The sequence below is a fragment of the Flavobacterium poyangense genome (assembly GCF_011751075.1).
GTDB classification, from domain to species: Bacteria; Bacteroidota; Bacteroidia; order Flavobacteriales; family Flavobacteriaceae; genus Flavobacterium; species Flavobacterium poyangense.
On the sequence record NZ_JAALLN010000001.1, the window covers coordinates 937,851 to 959,853 of the forward strand.

Consider the following 22,003-nt stretch of genomic DNA (forward strand, 5'->3'; position numbering starts at 1 on the left):
CAGTTTTAACTGGAGACAAGAATTGATTAGTGATAAAGAGGCTTTAGCCCAATCTTTTAAAGATTCGGCTAAAGCCTTTGTAGCTTTCTAAAATACCTCCAGTTAAACTGGAGGCAATTCAAATAAAACTTCTCTTATTTGTCTTCTGAATACAATTAAACAAAATAATCAACTAATAACTTGAATTAATTATCACATTCTCTAATTATCTAATTAAAAATCTTCTTTCGAATTTCGTCCAGAATAAAAAGATAATCTTCGTGTTTTTTCACAAAATCACGATCGGAGACATCAATAATCAATACATTGAGATCGGTTTGAGATTTAATATAATCCAAATACCCCGTATTGATTTTATCTAAGTATTCAGCCGAAATGTTTTGTTCGTAATTTCGTCCGCGTCGTTTGATATTTTCCAGTAATCGGCCTGTATTCTGATACAGATAAACGTACAGATCCGGCTTTTGCATTTCTTTGTAAATGATATCAAACAGGTTTCTGTACAAACGATATTCGTCTTCAGCAAGTGTAATTTTAGCAAAAATCAAAGATTTAAAAATGTGATAATCTGCCACTACAAAATCTTTAAATAAGTCAAATTGCGCCAAATCATCTGATAACTGCTGGTACCTGTCGGCGAGAAAAGACATCTCTAGCGGAAAAGCATATCGGTTTTGATCTTTGTAAAACTTAGGCAAAAACGGATTATCAGCAAAACGCTCCAAAACAGTTTTAGCATTAAAATCTTCAGCTATTTTATGTGATAAAGTAGTTTTCCCTGCCCCGATATTCCCTTCAAAAGCGATATAATTAAACTTCTCAAGCGGAATATCCTGCAACGGATTTTTCAACTCCTGAACCACAGTACAAACGCTGTCATCGGGTGTAATTGCTATTAATTCTGATATTGTTTTCTGAAAGACAGGATGTTTCCAATCTAATTTTAAATCCTGCATCGGCAGCAATACAAACTTTCTGTCCTGCATTAGCGGATGGGGAACCTGGAGTTTCTCTGATTTAATAATTTCATCATCAAAAGCAATCACATCAATATCAATAATACGAGATTGATACCCATTTTGATTTAATCGGATGCGTCCTAATTTTTTTTCAACTTTCAACACCAGATTCAATACTTTTTGTGCAGAAAAACTGGTATGCAAAATAAGAGCACAGTTATAGAAAGCATCGCTTTCAAAACCCCAGGCTGGTGTTTCATACAACCTTGAAACCTGAATAATGGTCCCTACTTCCTCATGTATCAATCGAATACAAGTTTCGATGTTTACTAAACGATTTCCCTCGTTACTCCCTATAGATAATACGACCTGATGCTGTGATTTCATAATAAATGCAAATTAACTAAAACTATTTTAGAATTAACAATATATTTGTAAAACGAGTTCTCAATTTAATTCCGAACTTCTTTCTTAAAAGCTGTAACATATTCACTGTTATCGCTACTTATTTAAAAAACATATTTATGAAATTTCTAGGAAATGTAATTGCCACCGTGATTGGTATTTTTGTATTCATTATGTTATTCTTTTTTGGAGTAATTCTTATCGGCGCTCTTTTTGGAGGAAGCGAAACGGTGCCTGCCAAAGCTGATTCTGTTATCGAATTAGATCTGAAGAAAATTAAAAATGACTATGCCGGGAAATACAAAGACCCTTGGGTAACGGTTTTTTCAGACCAAAAAGAAATTGGGTTAAGTGATGTTATTAACGCTATTGAAGCGGCCGGAACTGACGATAACATTAAAGGAATTTCAATCTTAAACGATCAATCTTCGTTAGGACTTGCTCAATATAAAGATTTAAGAAATGCACTGGAAAAATTTAAAAAGTCCGGTAAATTTGTTTGGGCCTACGCCAATACCTATTCTCAAAAAGAATATTATTTAAACTCTGTTGCCAATACTATTTATTTAAACCCTGCCGGAGATTTGGACTTTAAAGGACTTTCGTCTGAAATCATGTTTTTTAAAGATTTTCAGGACAAATCCGGTATTCATATGGAGGTGATTCGTCACGGAAAATACAAAAGTGCGGTTGAACCCTTTTTAGAAAACAAAATGAGCGATGCCAACAGAGAGCAAATAACCGCCCTTTTAAATTCTATTTGGTCAACTGTTTCTAACGACATCTCAAAAAGCAGAAATATCCCGGTAGCCAAACTAAATGAAATTGCTGATGGTCTGTTGGCAAGAACCCCGGAAATGGCCAAAGCACAGAAATTAGTAGACATTGTTGCTTATGAAGATGTTTACCACAACGCCATCAAAAAAGCACTAAAAGTTGCTGATGATGAAGATTACAACAAAATCTCCATTTTAGATTACACCCAAAACCATATCACAACAGCTTTAGCGAACACTTCAAGTGATCAGATTGCGATTATTTACGCTCAAGGCGAAATTCAAAGCGGTGAAGGTGATGTTACCGTAATTGGTGAAGGAGCTATGCGTCGTTCTTTACAGGAAGCCCGCAAAAACAAAGACGTTAAAGCTATTGTTCTAAGAATTGACAGCCCGGGCGGAAGTGCTTTGACTTCTGATCTGATCTGGAGAGAAATTGGAATTACCAAAAAAGTAAAACCTATCGTAGTATCTATGGGGAACTATGCAGCATCAGGTGGTTATTATATCGCCTGTAACGCCAATACCATTTTTGCAGAAAGCAATACTATAACAGGCTCCATCGGAGTGTTCGGAGTATTACCAAATTTTACTCCATTAGCTACTAAATTAGGTATCAATACCGAACAAGTAAAAACACACGAAAATTCGGCCAATTACAGCCCGTTTGTACCCTTAGACGAAAACTTTAAAGCCTTTACACTAGAAGGAGTAGAAAGCATCTACAAAACTTTTGTAACACATGTAGCTGAAGGTAGAAAAATGACTTTCGCTCAGGTAGATGCTATTGCTCAGGGAAGAGTATGGTCCGGTAGTGAGGCTATAAAAATTGGTCTGGTTGACAAAATTGGCGGACTAAATGATGCTATTGCTGAAGCTGCTAAAATTGCTAAAATAAAATCATACAGCACTCAGAATTATCCAGAATACGAAAAATCAGTTGAAGATTTGTTAGCCGGTCTGCCTTTTGCAAAATCAAAAGAAGCTTTTATAAAAGAAGAAATTGGCGCAGAAAATTATATGATTTTAGAGCAGGTAAAAAGATTCCAAAAACAAAAAGGAGTTCAGGCGATGCTGCCATACGGAATAAACATTCAATAAGAAAAACAAAAAATAATCTAATCCGTTTGAGACTGACTCAAACGGATTTTTTATTTTAATAAACCCTTTGCCACATTTTTAGATTAACAAAAAAACCTGTGGAGAAATAAAAATCCTAACGAACTTTGCGCTTATTTAACCGCAGCGTTCGCAAAGGTTTTACGCAAAGTTCGCTAAGATAAAAAAAGCTGTTTCAATAAAACTTTGTGAACTTTGCGATCAACATAAACAAAAAACTTTGCGCTGTCTGCGGTTAAAATAAATTATATGTTTTAATAAAAGAAGTTTTTAGAAAACCATGTTTTAAAAAAAACGCTTGATTCTCTTTTATGCACGCAGATTTGCTTCGCCAGTTCGCTCCCTCTCCAATGGCAGATTTTTTCAGATTGTACTACATGGCCCATAAAACAAAAATATCAGCGTAATCTGCCAAATCTGCGTGAGAAATTTTACGACCTCCTATATGTTTACGACTATCTTCACGAATCACACGAAAAGGATTTTAATTAACCAAAAGTTAATTTCTACTTAACATCTTTAACCTGTCTTCTTATCTATTTTAGCCAAAAATTACAGCCTTCCAATAAAATCAAAATCGGCTCTTTATAAAGTATTAAAAATACAAAAAATTAATTTATTTTTTTTTGATAGCTTGCCTTAATCGAAATTCGATCAACGGCAGGCTATTGTTTTTTTATGAAAATTTTCAATTAAACTCAAGTATAAAAGTCTATTTTTGCAAGAATAATACATCTCAAATCAGAATCGTAAACCTCAAATCTGCAATTAATTATGTTGAAAAAAATTCTAAAAATCTCAGCCATTGTCCTCGTGGTATTTATTGCCACCTTATTCGCCATTCCATACTTTTTTAAAGATCAGATTAAAGCGAAAATCTCAGAAGCCATAAACGAAAGTGTAGACGCTAAAGTAAGTTTTGCGGATGCTGATTTAAGCTTGTTCAGGAACTTTCCAAACGCCTCCGTTGGAATTGATCAATTAGTGATCATCAACAAAGCCCCTTTTGAAGGTGATACTTTGGTTTCGTTGGGCAAATTAAATTTAAAAATGAGCATCAAAGAACTTTTCAAAGGAAAAGAAGAGCCTTTGAACATTGAAGGAATAAGCTCAGAAAATGGTTTAATCAATATTATTTTTAACAAAGACGGAGTTGGAAACTTTGATATTGCTTTAAAAGACAAACCAAAAACAGAAAAAGAGGAAGCCGGAAAACCTCTTGCTTTAAAGATTCAAAACTACAAAATCGAGAATTTCACTTTCCGATATATCGATCAGGGATCTAAAATTAAAATGGTAATTGACAGTTTAAATCATGAAGGGACGGGTGACTTTACCAATTCAAAACTGGATCTGGCTACAAAGTCTACTGCAAAAGTTTCTTTAGACATGGATAAGATCAATTATATGAAAAAGGTCTCTCTGACTTTAGACGCCGTTTTAGGAATTGACTTAGAGAAAAACAAATACACTTTTAAAGAAAACAAAGCTTTAATTAACCAATTGCCTCTTGAATTCGACGGATTCATTCAAATGGTAGAAAAAGGTCAGGTTTATGATTTAAAATTTAAAACACCTACCTCCTCTTTTACCAATTTCTTAGGATTAATTCCTTCTGCTTATGCGGCTGGTTTAGATGGTGTAAAAACAACAGGAGATTTTACTGTAGCTGGTTTTGCAAAAGGAGAATTAACCGAGACAACGGTACCAAAATTCAATATCGAAATTGCGTCAAACAATGCCTCTTTTCAATATCCTAACTTACCAAAATCGGTTCAGAATATTGTAATCGACACCAAAATCATCAATGAAACCGGGATCTTAAATGACACTTATGTCAATTTAGACAAACTTTCTTTTAGAATTGATCAGGACGTTTTTAACGCAAAAGCCAATATCAAAAACATAACGGTAAATCCAATAGTAGATGCTGCCTTAAAAGGAACCATCAACCTGGCCAACCTTTCCAAAGCCTATCCTATAAAATTAGACAAACCTTTAGCGGGTATTTTAAAAGCAGATGTAACTACAAACTTTGACATGGCTTCTGTAGAAAAAAGTCAATACCAAAACATCAAAAATGCAGGAACCATGCGCCTATCCGGTTTTAAATATACGGACGAGAACAACAAATCAATGAACATCAGTACGGCTTTAGTCGAATTTAATCCGAGTAAAATCAATCTTAAACAATTTGATGCTACTACCGGAAAAAGCGACATCAGCATCAACGGAGTACTGGAAAATTTCTACGGTTTTATGTTCAAAAAACAAGAACTTAGAGGAAACTTCAACATGAGTTCCAACCAACTTGCCGTTGACGACTTCATGACTTCAGGTGAACCGGCAACTGCCAAAACACAAGCAAAACCTGCCGAAGCAATGAAGATTCCGGCATTTTTAAATTGTACCTTAAATGCAAAAGCAACTACGGTTTTATACGATAATTTAAAATTAAAAGATGTTGCAGGAAGATTAATCGTTAAAGACGAAAAAGCAACTTTAGAAAACTTTAAAACGTCTATTTTTGGCGGAACAATTGGCTTAAACGGAGCAGTTTCGACTAAATCAAAAGTACCTACTTTCGACATGAATTTAGGATTTAATCAGGTAGATATTGCACAGACTTTTACGCAATTGGATATGATGAAAAAAATTGCCCCTCTGGCAGGAATCATCAACGGAAAATTAAATTCTACTATTAAGTTAAACGGAAATTTAGATGCTAAAGAATTAACTCCGGATTTAAAATCAATTTCGGGAGACTTACTTGGTCAATTGCTTTCAAGTACACTGAATGCTAAAAACTCTACGGTAATAAATTCTTTAACTTCAAACATCAAATTCCTTGATGCAAGTAAGCTGAATTTAAATGATTTGAAAATGGCTTTGAGTTTTGAAAACGGAAAAGTAAATGTAAAACCATTTGACATTAAATACCAGGATATTAAAATCACAGTTGGAGGAACACATGGTTTTGACCAAACAATGAATTACAATCTAAAATTAGATGTTCCGGCCAAATATTTAGGAAATGAAGCCAATGCTTTAATCGCTAAAATGTCGCCAGCTGATGCTGCAAAACTGAATAACATTCCTGTAAATGCAGTAATCACGGGTAATTTTTCTAATCCTAAAGTAACAACCGATATGAAAAGCGCCGTTACGAGCTTAACAACTCAATTGGTGAATCAGCAAAAAGATAAACTGACACAAAAAGGTACGTCGGCTCTTACGGATTTGATTAATAAAAATACAAAAGCAAAAGATACAACAAAAGCTGCGGCAACTGAAAAAGAACAAAAAACTCAGGAGGTTACCAAAAAAGCAAGCGATTTACTGAATGGTCTGTTTAAGAAGAAAAACTAAATAACTCAAGTTGCTCGTTGTAAAATGTATACTGTAAAATGTGAAAAGTTTTATTTAATTGATTACTATCTCACATTTTAGAACATATAAATGTTTCAGATCACTGAAATACAATATTTGCCTTTTCAGACTAACATATCACATTTTACATCATACATTTTACATTTTACAACGAGCAACTTGAATTAAATAATATAAAAAAGTCAATCTCTCGATTGACCTTTTTTTATGCTTTAAACTGCTTTTGAATATCTCTTTAGTTTTCCGTTGTTTAAAATTCCATTCAATATTTTAAAATAGTCATTTTGGCCACACACATTAACATCAACTCCGATGCTGCTGTTATCATAAGGCTCGTACTTTTTAAGATTCGAAACTGAAAACAAACCAACTGTTGGTGTCTGAGCAGCGCTCGCCAAATGCATCATTCCACTATCAGCTCCTATAAAAACAGTTGCATTTGCTATTACTGACCCAATTTCTCTAATATCTTTACTGTAAAATGACGGCGTCTGAAAACCAATCTGCGATACATTTTCGATGGGTAAGATTTCAACTATTTTATAATCCGGATATTGTTGTTTCAATATTTCATAAAAATCCATCCACCAGTCTTCTGACAAACATTTTGTCCCGGTGGCATAAGTAAACAAACAAATTGTTTTTTTTGAACCGCCGTTTACTATTTTCTTTAAAATCTTTTTTCCTTTTTTAACTTCAGACGAGGTTAATTTAAGATCTAAAGGCGGAACTATGCTGTTGCTTTTTGCTAACCCTAACTTTGTCAAATAATTTCTGAAATTATAAACCGGATACTTTGCAATATGATGATAATCACTTTTTATGTGTTGGTGTTGCTGCTGATCACTTAAATCTCCATAGAATTTATATTTTGCTCTCGAAAAAATGACCGCCAAACGACCTGATGAAGAATTCTGATCTACATTGATCGCCATATCGTAAGGTTGTCTTCTTATAGAAATCCAAACTTTACAATACTCCAACAAATTTTTAAAAGGTTTTTTGGGCAAATGGATTGTTTTGTAAACCGTGTCGTATTTTTCAAAAATAATTGGTGCGAGCGGTCCCTTTACAAACAAATCGATTTTACAATTTGGAAACATTTCTGAAACTTCCTGAACCAGTGGTGTTATCAACAAAAGATTCCCCAGTCGTGCATTGGGTCTGCAAATTAAGATTCGTTTTATTTCTGTTTTATCTACTAAAACAATATCTAAATCTCTTTTTGATTTCCCAACATTCTTAGTCAGATTGCGCATCACACGCCTTCTGAATACATTTATGGCAGTTAAAACACTCATTAGTATATAATTTACAGATTAGAAAAAACTTCTCTTTCTTCAAAAAAAACGACTATCAATTGAATTTGTTCAAATCTAAATTGTTTTATTCTCTAAAATAAAAATCTTCTAATAAGTAATTATTATAAAATTGTAATCAAATGTATCAACTTCTTCATGCTTTTTACAGAAATAACAACATGAAAATCAATAAAATACCCCTCTTAACTAAGTATCCAAAAAAAACTAAACTGCAATGGTTACCACATAACCTTCCGAGCTACGAATATTAAAAACAGTTCCATTTTCGAAGATCAGATACTGTCCTTTTATTCCGGTTAGTTTTCCTCTAAATGAAGGGTTTTTGTCTAAATTTAAACTCGTTACTTTTGTCGGAAAATTTAAAACCGGGTACTGCAAATCATACAAATCATTCTTTTGACTGTAAAAATAATCCCGAACTTCAGCCGGAATTAAACTTTCTACTTTTTCTTTCTCTTTGATTAAGTCAAAAGTCTTTGTTTCGTTCTGAAGCATTTTTCGCCAATTGGTTTTGTCTGTATAATGGCTCTTTAAAGCGACTTCGGTAATTCCTGCCAAATATCGATTCGGAACCTCAACAATCGCAATTGCCTGACTGGCTCCCTGATCAATCCAACGGGTAGGCACCTGTGTTTTACGAGTCACGCCAACTTTTATTTCGCTCGCCACAGCCAAGTATACAATATGTGGTTGCAATTGTACTCTTTGTTCGTATTCAAGGTCACGATCAGCGATTCCTAAATGTGCTGTACTCAATTCCGGTCTCATGATCCAATCTCCAACCGCAGCACTAGAATAAAAACATTCATAACAAAATCCTTGTCTGTATATGTTCTTCTTTTTACCACAATTCAAACATTGGTATCCATCAAGACTAATCTCAATTTCTTTATTCAATAATTGATTCATATTGAGAAAACTATCTTCAAAAACCAGATAATACTGAATAGGATTTCCGATTTCTGTTTGCATTTTTGTGAGTACTCCTTGATATGTCATTGTTGGTTTTGAATTTTAGATTTTAGATTGTTGATTTTAGATTGTCGTTTTTTGACCTTCGCCTTTTCACTTTCAACCCGTAGGTTTCCGATTAGAATCTTAACTTAAATAAATTGGATTTTGTAAAAAATACACTATTTTTGGTATAACGACAAAGTTAGTATTTGTAGACCGATATTCAAATTTTAAATCTTCTGCTTTTTGACACTAAAACTCAAATCGGAAATCTAAAATCTAAAATCCAAAATTATCCATGCCCTTATCAATAATCAACTCGTTTGCATCTTGGGTTCTTAAGCAAAGAATTCATCAAATAGAGCTCTTTCTAAAATATCCGAATGAAGTTCAGGAAGAATTGTTACACAACTTAGTGACAGCTTCTGAAAACACGATTATAGGAAAGCAATATGATTTTTCGTCGATAAACTCATACCAGACTTTTGCTGAGAGGGTTCCTATTGCTACCTACGAGGAATTGCAGCCTCTTATTGAACGAACTCGTCAGGGAGAACAGGGTGTTTTTTGGGAAACACCAATCAAATGGTTTGCCAAGTCAAGCGGAACCACTAATGCCAAAAGTAAATTTATTCCCGTAAGCACTGAAGCTCTGGAAGATTGTCATTATAAAGGAAGTAAAGATTTACTTTGCCTCTACCTGAACAACAATGAAGATTCGGAATTGTTTTTAGGAAAAAGTCTTCGCTTAGGCGGAAGCTCTCAGATTTACGAAAACAACAACACTTTTTTCGGCGATCTTTCGGCCATTTTGATCGAAAACATGCCGATCTGGGCCGAATTTAGCAGTACTCCAAGCAGTAAAACTTCGCTGATGAGCGAATGGGAAGCCAAAATTGCGGCCATCATCAATGAAACCAAAAATGAAAATGTAACCAGCTTTGCCGGAGTTCCGTCATGGATGCTGGTTTTGATGAATAAAGTTCTGGAAAACACCGGTAAATCAAGCCTATTGGAGCTGTGGCCCAACCTTGAAGTTTATTTTCATGGTGGCGTTAGTTTCTCCCCATACAAAGACCAATACAAAAAAATATTGCCTAGCAAGGACTTTCAATATTACGAAATATACAATGCTTCTGAAGGCTTTTTTGCCATTCAGGATTTAAACAACTCAAGCGATTTATTATTGATGCTGGATTACGGAATTTTCTATGAATTTATTCCGATGGATACTTTTGGGGCTTCAAACCAGAAAGTAATTCGCCTTGCTGATGTTGAATTAAATAAAAACTACGCTATTGTTATTACTACAAATTCCGGTTTATGGCGTTATTTGATTGGTGATACGGTTCGTTTTACTTCTTTGAACCCTTATAGAATCAGAGTAACCGGAAGAACCAAACATCACATCAATGTATTTGGTGAAGAATTAATGGTCGAAAATACCGATCAGGCCATTGCCAAAGCTTGTCAGATTACCCAAACAGAAGTTATCGATTATACGGTCGCCCCTATTTTTATGCAGGACAAAGAAAAAGGAGCACATGAGTGGATGATTGAATTTAAGAAAAACCCGGCAGATGTAGGTCTTTTTCAGAAAGTACTGGACGAAACCTTGCAGACTTTAAACTCCGATTATGAAGCCAAACGCTACAACAATATGACCTTAAACCCTCTGGTAATTAACATTGCCCGTGAAAATTTATTTTACGACTGGCTAAAGGAAAGAGACAAGCTGGGAGGTCAGCATAAAATTCCAAGGCTTTCCAACCAGAGAGATTATTTGGAACAACTGAAGGAGATGTCTTAATTGGTCATTTCGTTTTCAAGAAAAATTACACACTTTAATCGACAAAGAGTAGCGAGCTTTTAGTGTCATTTCGACGCAGGAGAAATCACACTCGTTAATCGACAAAGATTAGCGATATTCTGTGCGGAGCTTCTTGTGTGATTTCTCCTTCGTCGAAATGACAGTTGTTTAGTTATCAGAAATGACATACAATTAGACGTGAGTTTCTTGCGTGATTTCTCGTGCCTCGAAATGACAAACCTTGCGTCTGGTTACTTTTTACGATTATTCACCCTTCAGGATAATCAAAAAGCAAACAAAACCTATTACATCATATCAATATACCTGTCGTGATACCCTAACAAATATAAAACACCGTCAAGTCCTAAACTTGAAATAGAAGTCGCGGCATTTTCTTTTACTTTTTGTTTGGCATGAAAAGCAATCCCTAAACCGGCTAAGTTTAACATTGGCAAGTCATTTGCTCCATCACCAACGGCAATTGTTTGATTAATATGAATGCCTTCTTTGTCTGCAATCGCTTTTAAATGCTCTGCTTTTTTCTGCCCGTCAATAATATCACCTAAATATTTACCGGTCAGCTTACCGTCTTTAATTTCTAACTGATTGGCGTGAACGTAATCAATTCCTAGCTCTTTTTGCAGGTATTCTCCAAAATAGGTGAATCCTCCGGACAGGATTGCTGTTTTATATCCGTAATATTTTAAAGCTTTCATCAAACGATGTGCACCTTTTGTTATTGGTAATTTTTCAGCAACAGCTTGTAAAACCTCTTCGCTCAAACCTTCTAACAAAGCCATACGCTGCTTAAAACTTTCGTTAAAATCGATTTCACCGTTCATGGCCAATTCGGTAATTGCTCTTACTTGCTCGCCTACTCCGTTCAATTCGGCCAGCTCGTCAATTACCTCGGTCTGAATCAATGTAGAATCCATATCAAAACAAACCAGGCGTCTGTTTCTTCTGTAAATATTGTCTTCCTGAAAAGAAATATCAACGTCTAAAGTTCTTGAAATGTGCATAAAACTGGCTGTCATATCAATCTTATTTACAATTTCTCCGGTTACGGATAATTGTATGCAAGAACGCGGATTTTCCTCTATTTCGATGATAGAGGTTCTACCTGTTAATCGTATAATGGAATCAATATTCAAATTTTGATCAGACAATATTTTAGTTACCGCTGCCAATTGTGACGCGGCTAATTGCTCTCCTAAAATATTAATGATATAACGTTGTCTCGATTGTGATTTTACCCAGGACTCATAATCTTCAATAGAAATCGGAATAAACTTTACTTTGATTTCTAATTCATAAGCCTTAAACAGCAAATCTTTTAAAACCGGGCCGGAACTTGAGCCGGATTCAATTTCAAATAAAATCCCCAAAGAAAGTGTATCATGAATATCTGCCTGGCCTATATCTAAAATAACAGCATCATAAGTTGCCAATACTGCTGTTAAACCAGCTGTAACTCCGGGCTTATCATGACCGGAAACTTTTAATAAAATAATCTCTTTACCTTCTGCTGCCATTTTTTACTTATTGATTGCGAAGCGACAAAAATCGGCAATCTATCGTTGATAAAAAAGAATAATCATTGTTTTTTTAGACCCAAAAAACACAAATCAATGCTAATTTTTTAATTAATTTAACATTCTGGATTACTTATCAAAATAAGCCCTTTAGTGTCGTTCCGTTTTTCATTTTTTTATGTTTTGGGAATGATCAACTGGACGTTTTTTTTAACGCGGATTAGACGGATTTACTTCGTAAAGACGCGGATAAAAAACGGATTTTTTCTTGTTCTTGTGTGTTCTATAATTCTGAGGAGTTGGGTTTAAAAAAACAAACTTAAACTATATCATGAACTAAATAAAAAAAGGACTTCTTTTTGAGAGGAGTCCTTTTTTTGTCTTTAAAAATATATCGCTTAAAAAATAGCTTGTAAATTATTATGTCCCGGGCATATTCTCGTCAAAATTCACCATCCAGCTTATGTCAAATTTATCTTTGAACATTCCGAAATAGGCACCCCAGAACGTTTTATCCATAGGCATGAAAACTGTTCCTCCTGCTGACAATCCGTTGAAAATTCGATCTGCTTCTTCTGTACTTCCGACATTAATGGAGACTGAGAAATTTGCGCCAACTACTACATCTCCTGACTGTTCGCTACTGTCACTTCCCATCAGAATAGTATCTCCAATTGGTAATGAAACATGCATGATTCTTTCGGCATCTTTTTCAGATGTCCCACCGCAACCCTCTTCTCCGGGTGGCATGTCTTTAAATTTTCCGATATAAGGAAATTCTCCTCCAAAAACTGATTTATAAAATAGAAATGCTTCCTCGCAATTTCCATTAAATATTAAATAAGGATTTACTGTTGCCATGATATTTTATTTTTCTAATTAATATTTGTTTTTTGTTATTGTTGTTTAGTGGTGGGGCAATTCTTTTTTGGTTAACGAAACGTATTTTCTACGCGGATTAAACGGGTTTGCTTTCTAAAGACGCGGATCAAAACGGATTTTTTTTATTTGCTTGTCTTTTCATGCTTTCTCAATAAGCGCAAATTCTTTTTTAACTTATAGCGCCTACATTTTACTTCGTAGAATAGTCGTGTCTACTAGTTGTTATTTATTAATTCTCTGCTAATTCTTTCACTACTTCCAGTCCTCTTGGGAAAGCTTCTTTAAAATAGTCCAGGTACTGTTCCGTTACATCAATCTGTGCGACTAAATTCGTAAATTCATCATCAGCCGTTAATCGATAGGTTTCCATAGCACCACTCCATTTTTCTGTTTCAGCATCGATGGGCACTTCCTTAAAGTCTTTTATTTCGCCCAAATGTTTAAACGCCATATATTCGTTAGGAGTTTTGGTCTCAATAATACTATTCATCCCTTCTCCATTCTGAGATATAAAATGTATTTTATCTCCTTCGTTCCAATCACTAACCGTGTAGGAGTCTTCACAAAAAGACTTTGTCCATGTTTTATAGGTTTCCTCTTCCCATAAAACCGACCATACTTTTTCTCTTGAAGCCTTTATTCTAATTGTAAATTCTAATGTTTCCATAATTAATTTTGTTGTGGTAGTTTACTAAAATCCATGTATAAAACATTCCAGCGATGACCGTCTAAATCAGCAAAACCGAAGCCATACATCCAGCCCTGATTTTCTGCCGGCGGAGCAAAAATAGTCCCTCCGGCTGCTTTTACTTTTTCTGCCAGCGCATCTACTTCCTCTATGCTTTCGGCATCAATCGAAATCAGAATTTCTGAACTCGATTGTGTATCTGTAACTTTGTTCCGGGAAAAATTTTCAAACAAAGTATCTTCAAAAAGCATTATTACAAAACTCCTTTCTCCTACCAACATACAAGTCGAGCTGGGAGTATCTTGTTGCTCATTAAAAGCAAAACCTATTTTCAGAAAAAAGACTTTTGCTTTTGCTACATTCTTAACAGGCAGATTCAGCCAAATTTGTTTTGCCATCTTTGCTCTTATTAGGTTGTACTTTCTACATAATTTTTAAAACTATCCATAATAGCCTGCCAACCTCCGCGTTGCATTTCTTCCGGATTTTCAGTTTCAGGATCAAAACTTTCTACGACTTCTACTCCATTAGGTGTTTGTTTGAAACTAATTTCAACTTTGCGTCCGTCAGACATTACATAATTGATCGCTTCATTTTGTTTAATCAAAGTATATTCTCCTTCAAAATCAAAACTCATACTACCGTCTTTTGCAGCCATAGTCGATTTGAATTTCCCTCCTTCTCTTACATCATTTTCCGCAAAAGGCGTGTGCCAGTCAGGTGAAGCCATATTCCATTTTATAATATGTTCGGGCAATGTCCAGAATTCCCATACTTTACTTATTGATGCGTCGATTGTATTTTGTACTGTAATCATAGTTCTATTAGTTTATATTGTTAGTTAAAATTCAAATCTAGTTGGAAGGAACCTGACTTTCATCCATAAAGAAAACCTCCCAATGATGTCCGTCTAAATCTAAAAACCCTTTTTGATACATCCAGCCATAATCTCTGGCTTCCATATATTCTGTTCCTCCTGCTTTTACAACTGCGGTTATTATTTCATCCACTTTTTCGCGGTTCTCAACAGACAAAGCCGTCAAAAATTCGGTACTCTTGCTAGTGTCACAAATTTCTTTGTTTGTGAATGTTTTAAAAAATTCTTCTACAATTAGCATGGCAAAAATGTTTTCACCAATTTCCAGACAAGCCGCTTTATCATCTGTAAACTTCAGATTGAATGTAAAACCCAATTCCGTAAAAAATGCCATAGACCGTTTTAAATCTTTTACTGGAAGATTTAAGAAAATTTCTGTTTTCATATTTATAAAATTACTAATTATTTAAGACAAATTTAGAATTTTCAACAATCTCTAAGAATACAATAAAAGTCATTTTTAGGGTCATATGAGACAATTTTTATATTTTTGTGCAGCGATTAACTTTCAAAAAACAACCAACCATGAGCAAAAAAGTAGGCCTAATTGTGCCGCATGACTATAAATTATTGAGTATTGCAGCGATTTTAGAAGTTTTTGAAACTACTAATAAATTGCATACCGGAACAGAGAAACCTTTCGATATTATGGTATTTCAGTCTTCAGAACAGATTGATCAGAAACACTTGTTCGGATACGAAGTAAAACCAATCGAAACTTCTGAAGAACATCCGGAATTGATTTTGATTCCCGCTTTTACCACCGACAATATGAGCGAAATGATTGCGAAGAACAAAAACTTTATTCCGTGGCTGCAAAAGCAACATCAGAAAGGAGCCGAACTGGCCAGTTTTTGTACCGGTGCTTTTTTATTTGCCGCTTCGGGTCTGCTAAATGAAAAATTAGCTACCACCCATGTAGATGCTTGTAGTGCTTTTACGAAAGCTTTTCCGTTGGTCAAACTAAAATCAGAGGAAACTTTAACGGCAGACGGCAGTTTGTATACCAGCGGAGGCTCCACCTCAACCTTTCACTTACTGATTCTTTTGGTTCAGAAATATTGCGGAAATGAGATTGCGGTTCAGATTGCCAAAATTTTCTCGATCGATTTAAACCGATACAAACAAAGTTATTTCAGCACCTTCAGACCCAATCATTTGCATAATGACAGTTTGGTTGCTATGTTGCAACAAAAAATAGAAAATCAATACAGTACCATAGAAAAACTGGAAGAAATCACCAAAGACATTCCGACCAGCGCCCGAAACATGACACGTCGTTTTAAACAGGTCACGGGAATTCCTCCTATTGAGTATTTACAAAACATACGAGTAGAAAGTTCTAAAAGATATTTGGAACAAACACAACTCTCGATCTCAGAAATTATTGAAAAAACCGGTTACAATGACCCAAAGGCATTTAGAAAAGTGTTTTACAAAATGGTTGGGATGAAACCAATTGAGTATCGGGACAAATTTAGAGTACAGTAAAGAAATTCCAGTTTTCAACTGGGATTTCTTTAAATATTCAAAATTTTGAAAATCCAAATTCCAGATTTCAACTTTTTATGTAACGGTTTGTTTTTCTTTGCTTTTTAACTGTGCTCAATAAGAGTTGTTAATCATTAATTAATGCTTATTGGTCTTTCTGTGAAGCGCAACTGTAAAAAAAAAGGAACTACGATAACAACATATAAAAGCTTTTTCATATCGGTTTATTTACAAGGTCGGCCTAGAGTTTTTTTGTTCTGGTGGAATGTCTGACTCAACAGGGTTTCCGGTTTGTTCCGATGCTAATCTGTTTTCAATTCTTAATCTCTCAGTAGTTCCATTAGCAAACCTTAAGAACAAATAGGAGTCCGTTTTTTAATGGTTTATAAATTTTACTTTTTTGTTACGCCACTCCTCTCTCGAAACAATCTCCCGCATACTCAAAAATCAAATTAATCGTCAACGATAAACATAATCTCCAATTACTTTTATAACAACCCATTTATCATTTGCTTTTTCCATGATGACAGTAGAATAATTTCCACCACCATCAAAATATACTTTAGCATAATAAAACATTATATATTTTTTATCCATATAATACATTGGTTCTGATATAATTATTGCTTCATACTGCAATCCAGTCTCAATATACCTATTCATAAAATCATATTTAAATATTCCATTTCCATCTTCTAATATAAAATCATAACCCGGAAAATCTTCCTTTTTCCAATATCTTTTTACTGTGTCGTTTGCATATTCCTTATACATCTTTTTCCAATGTTTTTCTAAAAATAAACCATCAGTATAATCTACAGGATCGATTGGATTTATGACATGTTCTATTCCTTCACCTCCATTAAAAATACTCAAAGCTTGTTTATTTGAAGCCTTATCAGCTTGTAGAATATACTTTCTGCCCTTAACTATTTTCTGAGTTTCTAAAAACACATTGATAGGCTCATAAGTTTCTACATACTGTGCACTGGCACCCGATAAAAAGAAAAGTATGATTATTACAAATATTTTTTTTAATTGTTTCATGATTTTAGTTTTTACAAGATGTTCCTAATGGAGAAATGATACCATATTCAGAACCGTTTCTTTCTGCTGTTATTCGTCTCAAAATTCTTTCTCGATCTTTAAAATTTTTATGAGTCGGATTGTTAGGGTAGTTTTTATTAAATATTTCTGTTCTCAGTAACCCTCCCCAAGCCATATCCAGATAAACCTGATTTGGAAAACCCGAATCAACCGATATTCCTGTATGGAATTCCTGAATAGTTGATGCTATTGTGTTAACATATTTATCAGCAATTAACTCATGATGCGCAGCAGGAAGAATCGTTTTGTCTTTCGTAATTTGATGTTGTACATAAGCCTCATAAACTGTTGGAAAATCACAAATTTCTGAAGTACCACAAATCAGATTATCATTTAATAGACTAATCAAATACGCATGCACAATTTCATGCGCCATCGTAGTGGCAACAGACAAATCTGTAGGAGGATTTGGATTGCCATTTCCATAAAATATCTTCTGTTTACTCAAAACCAAATTAACCGTCAACGATAAACGTAATCTCCAATTACTTTAACAACCACCCATTTCCCTTTTTCTTTTTTCATAATCACTGTTCGTGGTTCTTGACTATGACCAAAATCTAACATGCTGAAATAAAACATAATATATTGGTTGTCCATATAATATATGGGTTCCGAAATTATTAAAATTTCATAATTTAAATTGTTAACATATTTGTGGAGAAAAGCAGATTTCATTAATAAGCCTCTTCCTTTCTCTAAAATAAAATCGTATTCAGGAAAGTCTTCTTTTTTCCAGTACTTTTTAATGGTATCATTGATATAGCTATCGTACATTTTCCTCCAGTGTTTCTCTACAAATAGATCATCCCTAAAATCTATTTCACCAATGGGATCCGGTCCTATGCCTCCATTAAAAATTCGCAATGCCATTATATTGGGTTCTTTATCTGCTTGTAAAATGTACTTTTTATTTTTGTCTATTTTAATGGATTCTAAAAATACATTTATAGGTTCAGCGCTTTTTACATATTGTGCAGTGACAAATGATATAGCGAAGAAAGGAATTATTACCAGTATTTTTTTCAATTGCTTCATTGTTTTACTTTTTACAAGGTGTTCCCAGAGGGAAATTAACTCCATATTGTGCCCCCAATTTTTCTGTGTTTATTCTATCATAAATTCTTTGCCGATCTTTAAAATTTTTGTGATTAGGGTCGTTAGGATAATTCTTGATAAAAATATTAGTTTTATAGAGCCCTGCCCAAGCCATATCCAAATAAACCTGATTTGGAAAACCCGAATCAACCGATACTCCTGTATGGAATTCCTGAATAGTAGCTGCTATTGCGTTAACATATTTATCAGCAATTAACTCATGATGCACCGCAGGAAGAATCGTTTTGTCTTTCGTAATTTGATATTGCACGTAAGCCTCATAAACCGTTGGGAAATCACAAATTTCTGAAGTGCCAAGGGTATTATTTTCATTTAGCATACTAATCAAATACGCATGCACAATTTCATGCGCCATCGTAGTGGCAACAGACAAATCTGTAGGAGGATTTGGATTGTCTTTTCCGTTAATATAATCCTCATTAAAAACCATATTAACAGTATACGTATTTTCGTCAAATTTGGTTTGCGCCCAATCATTTGGATCGTTCTCTGGTAATTGTCCTGTGGACATCTTTATCATAAAAATATCCTCATCGCCACTAAAGCGTTTTATCATTGCGGCAATATCACCAACTGTCAAATTTTTCAGCTTCTTCAATACTTGTTTCGTACAAGGATCCAGTTGGGTATCGTCAATATAATCTTCTATGGTATAAATTATATCTACCGGATCTTCCTCCTCACTACCGCCGTCCGGAGGAGGGACTTCGTGATCTACGTTCCTATTGTTTCTATTGGCACATTCCCACAATTCATTTAGTATTCTTTCTCGCTCTGCTTCGGAACAAGAAAGAAAATGTTCCCAACTCGGCTTCACACAGTCGGCGAAAGTCATTTCAGATTTGATTAGGCGTTTTTTAATTGGTCTTTTACCATTCTCAGAAATTAATGTATTTGCTTGATTGTAGATGTGGTACCATTTTACGACCGCTTCATTTGCTTTTGGAGAAAAGGTAACTTTGAGCTTATAATCAAAACTGTTGTCGCCTTTTTTTGGGGTTACCAGTAGATAAGATCTTAAGAAATAACCGGAGTTGTTTTTCCTGGCTCCATTTTTTACAAAAATGGGTCGTTCTGTAATAAACGGAACAGTTAAGGTATCACGCACATAAACCGCTTTTTTCCAATCGGGCTTTCCCAGGAAATAAAGGTTGTTCTTTAACGCAATGGGATTGTTGTTAAAGTAATCGGCTGCCCGGTTTACATTCAGAGAACCGGTTTGTTTTTCAATAGCGGGCTCTTCTGTGGCACAGGAGCTTAAAAATAACAGAACAAGAGTCACTGCTAAAACTAGGGCGGAAAAAATTTTTTTCATAGCTAACAAATATTTATTGTAGGATTTAAGATACAATTATAACAATACCTATTCTAATTGTATATTTTTTCTTACTATTTGTAGACAAGTAATTCTTTTTCGTTCCTTATTGCACAAAAAAAAGCCTGCTTCAAATAAGAAACAGGCTAAATCTTAAACATTTAAAAAAACCTAGGAAGCAATTTCCATGCGTTTCAATAAATTTTTATTCAAAGTGTGTTTTGCGTAATCTTTGTCAATGGTCAATACTTTATCGTCTGAACTTGGTAATTCATACATGGCATCGGTTAAGATTGCTTCGCATAACGAACGCAATCCGCGAGCTCCTAATTTGTATTCTAAGGCTTTATCAACAATAAAGTCTAAAGCCTCATCAGAAACACTGAATTCTACTTCATCCATCAAAAATAATTTTTGATATTGTTTGATTAAGGCATTTTTAGGTTGTGTCAAAATCGCACGCAAGGTTTCTCTGTCCAAAGGATCCATATGCGTTAAAACCGGTAAACGACCAATGATCTCCGGAATCAATCCGAAATCTTTGATGTCTTTCGGGATGATGTATTGCAACAAATTATCTTTGTCGATGTTGTCTACGTTTTTAGAAGTAGAATATCCAACTGCCTGACGGTTTAAACGTTTCGAAATAATACGTTCTACTCCATCAAAAGCACCACCGGCAATAAACAGGATGTTTTGGGTATTTACCTCAACGAATTTCTGGTCCGGGTGTTTACGACCTCCTTTTGGCGGCACGTTTACAACGGTTCCTTCGAGTAATTTCAACAAGGCTTGTTGCACTCCTTCTCCTGAAACGTCACGTGTTATAGATGGATTATCGCTCTTACGGGCAATTTTATCAATTTCATCAATAAATACAATACCTCTTTCGGCTTTGGTTACATCGTAATCGGCAGCTTGCAGCAAACGTGTCAGAATACTTTCAACGTCTTCTCCTACGTAACCTGCTTCTGTAAGTACGGTTGCATCGACAATAGCCAAAGGAACGTCTAACATCTTAGCAATGGTTTTTGCTACCAATGTTTTTCCGGTTCCGGTCTGACCTACCATAATGATATTACTTTTTTCAATCTCTACTTCGTCGTCTAATTGCTGTTGCATTAAACGCTTGTAGTGATTGTAAACCGCAACCGACATTACTTTTTTAGTCTGATCCTGACCAATTACATATTGATCTAAGAAAGCTCTTATTTCTTTTGGTTTCTTTAAAATTAAGTCCCCAACCAATTTGGCGCTTCCGCTTGATTTTAATTCTTCTAATACAATTCCGTGTGCCTGCTCGATACACTTATCACAGATATGTGCATTGATACCTGCAATCAATAAATTGGTTTCTGGCTTTTTTCTTCCACAAAACGAACATTCTAATACTACTTTAGCCATTCTTTTTTAGTTACTAAGCTGCAAAGTTACTAAGTTTCTAAGATTTTTCACTAAAATCCTAAAAACTTAGCAACCTATTAACTTTTTAAATTTTATTTTTCTTTTCATTTCAAAATCAGGACACTACAAAATTTAGCGTCTTATCAACTCAGAAACTTAAAAAATTTACCCTCTTCTCAATACTTCATCAATCATTCCGTATTCTTTAGCTTCGTCTGCAATCATCCAGTAATCGCGCTCGCTGTCTTTGTGTACTTTATCGAAAGTTTGTCCCGAATGTTGTGAGATGATGTTGTACAATTCATCTTTTAGTTTCAACATTTCACGCAAGTTGATTTCCATATCTGTAGCTACACCTTGTGCTCCTCCTGATGGTTGGTGAATCATTACTCTTGAATGTGGCAAAGCAGAACGTTTTCCTGCTGCACCTGCACATAATAAAACGGCCCCCATAGAAGCTGCCATACCTGTACAAATAGTTGCTACGTCCGGTTTGATGTATTGCATCGTGTCATAAATTCCCAATCCTGCGTAAACACTTCCTCCAGGAGAATTTAAATAAATCTGAATGTCTTTTGAGGCATCAGCACTTTCCAGGAAAAGCAATTGTGCCTGAACGATATTAGCGATCTGATCGTCGATACCTGTTCCTAAAAAGATAATTCTGTCCATCATTAATCGAGAGAAAACATCTAATTGAGAAATATTCAACTGACGTTCTTCAATAATATATGGAGTCATATTGGTTGGGTTCATTGCCGCTACGATTTTATCATAGTACATGGCATTTACTCCTTGGTGCTTTGTAGCAAATTTTTTAAATTCTTTACCGTAGTTCATATGTATCTGT

The 22,003-nt window shown here is 34.8% G+C and carries 19 protein-coding genes; 4 read left to right on the forward strand and 15 right to left on the reverse strand.

What is annotated here, in order from left to right; all coding sequences use genetic code 11:
* Nucleotides 1-209: 209 nt before the first annotated feature.
* A complete protein-coding gene (gene folK / locus G3A47_RS03815) occupies nt 210-1,346 on the reverse strand; it encodes a 2-amino-4-hydroxy-6-hydroxymethyldihydropteridine diphosphokinase (protein ID WP_166920565.1) in 1,137 nt (378 codons plus the stop codon).
* Between the two features lie 137 nt (nt 1,347-1,483).
* On the opposite strand from folK, the gene sppA reads away from it, so the two are divergent.
* Together sppA and G3A47_RS03825 are read left to right on the forward strand one after the other, a co-directional pair.
* Nucleotides 1,484-3,241, forward strand: a complete 1,758-nt coding sequence (gene sppA / locus G3A47_RS03820; protein ID WP_166920567.1) for a signal peptide peptidase SppA — start codon at nt 1,484-1,486, stop codon at nt 3,239-3,241.
* Nucleotides 3,242-4,033: 792 nt separating this feature from the next.
* The gene (locus G3A47_RS03825; RefSeq protein ID WP_166920569.1) at nt 4,034-6,628 is read left to right on the forward strand and encodes an AsmA family protein; all 2,595 of its coding nucleotides are present in this window, start codon (nt 4,034-4,036) and stop codon (nt 6,626-6,628) included.
* Nucleotides 6,629-6,861: 233 nt separating this feature from the next.
* Here the strand turns inward: G3A47_RS03825 and G3A47_RS03830 are convergent, their stop codons facing one another.
* Complete coding sequence (locus tag G3A47_RS03830; RefSeq protein WP_166920572.1) at nt 6,862-7,950, reverse strand: glycosyltransferase family 9 protein; 1,089 nt, start codon at nt 7,948-7,950, stop codon at nt 6,862-6,864.
* 225 nt (nt 7,951-8,175) lie between these two features.
* Nucleotides 8,176-8,970 carry a DUF2797 domain-containing protein gene (locus G3A47_RS03835; RefSeq protein ID WP_166920574.1) on the reverse strand — a complete coding sequence of 265 codons (795 nt, stop codon included), beginning with the start codon at nt 8,968-8,970 and terminating at the stop codon, nt 8,176-8,178.
* Nucleotides 8,971-9,223: 253 nt separating this feature from the next.
* Between G3A47_RS03835 and G3A47_RS03840 the strand changes: the two genes are divergently transcribed.
* Complete coding sequence (locus G3A47_RS03840; protein ID WP_166920576.1) at nt 9,224-10,735, forward strand: GH3 auxin-responsive promoter family protein; 1,512 nt, start codon at nt 9,224-9,226, stop codon at nt 10,733-10,735.
* 305 nt (nt 10,736-11,040) lie between these two features.
* Here the strand turns inward: G3A47_RS03840 and serB are convergent, their stop codons facing one another.
* The 6 genes from serB to G3A47_RS03870 form a co-directional block, all read right to left on the reverse strand.
* Nucleotides 11,041-12,270 (reverse strand): phosphoserine phosphatase SerB, encoded by a 1,230-nt coding sequence (serB, locus tag G3A47_RS03845; RefSeq protein WP_166920578.1) that lies wholly within the window; start codon nt 12,268-12,270, stop codon nt 11,041-11,043.
* A 420-nt stretch (nt 12,271-12,690) separates the two neighbouring features.
* The gene (locus tag G3A47_RS03850) at nt 12,691-13,131 is read right to left on the reverse strand and encodes a VOC family protein (protein WP_166920580.1); all 441 of its coding nucleotides are present in this window, start codon (nt 13,129-13,131) and stop codon (nt 12,691-12,693) included.
* Nucleotides 13,132-13,381: 250 nt separating this feature from the next.
* Nucleotides 13,382-13,819, reverse strand: coding sequence for an SRPBCC family protein (locus tag G3A47_RS03855; RefSeq protein WP_166920582.1), 438 nt, complete (start codon nt 13,817-13,819; stop codon nt 13,382-13,384).
* 2 nt (nt 13,820-13,821) lie between these two features.
* Nucleotides 13,822-14,238: a VOC family protein gene (locus G3A47_RS03860; protein WP_166920584.1), complete on the reverse strand. Its 417-nt coding sequence runs from the start codon at nt 14,236-14,238 to the stop codon at nt 13,822-13,824.
* Between the two features lie 11 nt (nt 14,239-14,249).
* Entirely contained in the window at nt 14,250-14,657 is a 408-nt protein-coding gene (locus tag G3A47_RS03865; protein ID WP_166920586.1) for an SRPBCC family protein, read from the reverse strand.
* A 37-nt stretch (nt 14,658-14,694) separates the two neighbouring features.
* Nucleotides 14,695-15,102: a VOC family protein gene (locus G3A47_RS03870; RefSeq protein ID WP_166920588.1), complete on the reverse strand. Its 408-nt coding sequence runs from the start codon at nt 15,100-15,102 to the stop codon at nt 14,695-14,697.
* A 140-nt stretch (nt 15,103-15,242) separates the two neighbouring features.
* Between G3A47_RS03870 and G3A47_RS03875 the strand changes: the two genes are divergently transcribed.
* Nucleotides 15,243-16,208 (forward strand): GlxA family transcriptional regulator, encoded by a 966-nt coding sequence (locus G3A47_RS03875; protein ID WP_166920590.1) that lies wholly within the window; start codon nt 15,243-15,245, stop codon nt 16,206-16,208.
* A 459-nt stretch (nt 16,209-16,667) separates the two neighbouring features.
* On the opposite strand, the gene G3A47_RS03880 is transcribed toward G3A47_RS03875, so the two are convergent.
* The 6 genes from G3A47_RS03880 to clpP form a co-directional block, all read right to left on the reverse strand.
* Nucleotides 16,668-17,255 carry a hypothetical protein gene (locus G3A47_RS03880; protein WP_166920592.1) on the reverse strand — a complete coding sequence of 196 codons (588 nt, stop codon included), beginning with the start codon at nt 17,253-17,255 and terminating at the stop codon, nt 16,668-16,670.
* Nucleotides 17,256-17,259: 4 nt separating this feature from the next.
* The gene (locus G3A47_RS03885) at nt 17,260-17,763 is read right to left on the reverse strand and encodes a hypothetical protein (RefSeq protein ID WP_166920595.1); all 504 of its coding nucleotides are present in this window, start codon (nt 17,761-17,763) and stop codon (nt 17,260-17,262) included.
* A 14-nt stretch (nt 17,764-17,777) separates the two neighbouring features.
* Nucleotides 17,778-18,353 carry a hypothetical protein gene (locus tag G3A47_RS03890; RefSeq protein ID WP_166920597.1) on the reverse strand — a complete coding sequence of 192 codons (576 nt, stop codon included), beginning with the start codon at nt 18,351-18,353 and terminating at the stop codon, nt 17,778-17,780.
* Nucleotides 18,354-18,357: 4 nt separating this feature from the next.
* The gene (locus G3A47_RS03895; RefSeq protein ID WP_166920599.1) at nt 18,358-19,749 is read right to left on the reverse strand and encodes a hypothetical protein; all 1,392 of its coding nucleotides are present in this window, start codon (nt 19,747-19,749) and stop codon (nt 18,358-18,360) included.
* A 171-nt stretch (nt 19,750-19,920) separates the two neighbouring features.
* The gene (gene clpX / locus G3A47_RS03900; RefSeq protein WP_166920601.1) at nt 19,921-21,153 is read right to left on the reverse strand and encodes an ATP-dependent Clp protease ATP-binding subunit ClpX; all 1,233 of its coding nucleotides are present in this window, start codon (nt 21,151-21,153) and stop codon (nt 19,921-19,923) included.
* Between the two features lie 165 nt (nt 21,154-21,318).
* A complete protein-coding gene (clpP, locus tag G3A47_RS03905; RefSeq protein ID WP_047773182.1) occupies nt 21,319-21,993 on the reverse strand; it encodes an ATP-dependent Clp endopeptidase proteolytic subunit ClpP in 675 nt (224 codons plus the stop codon).
* Between the last annotated feature and the right edge of the window lie 10 nt (nt 21,994-22,003).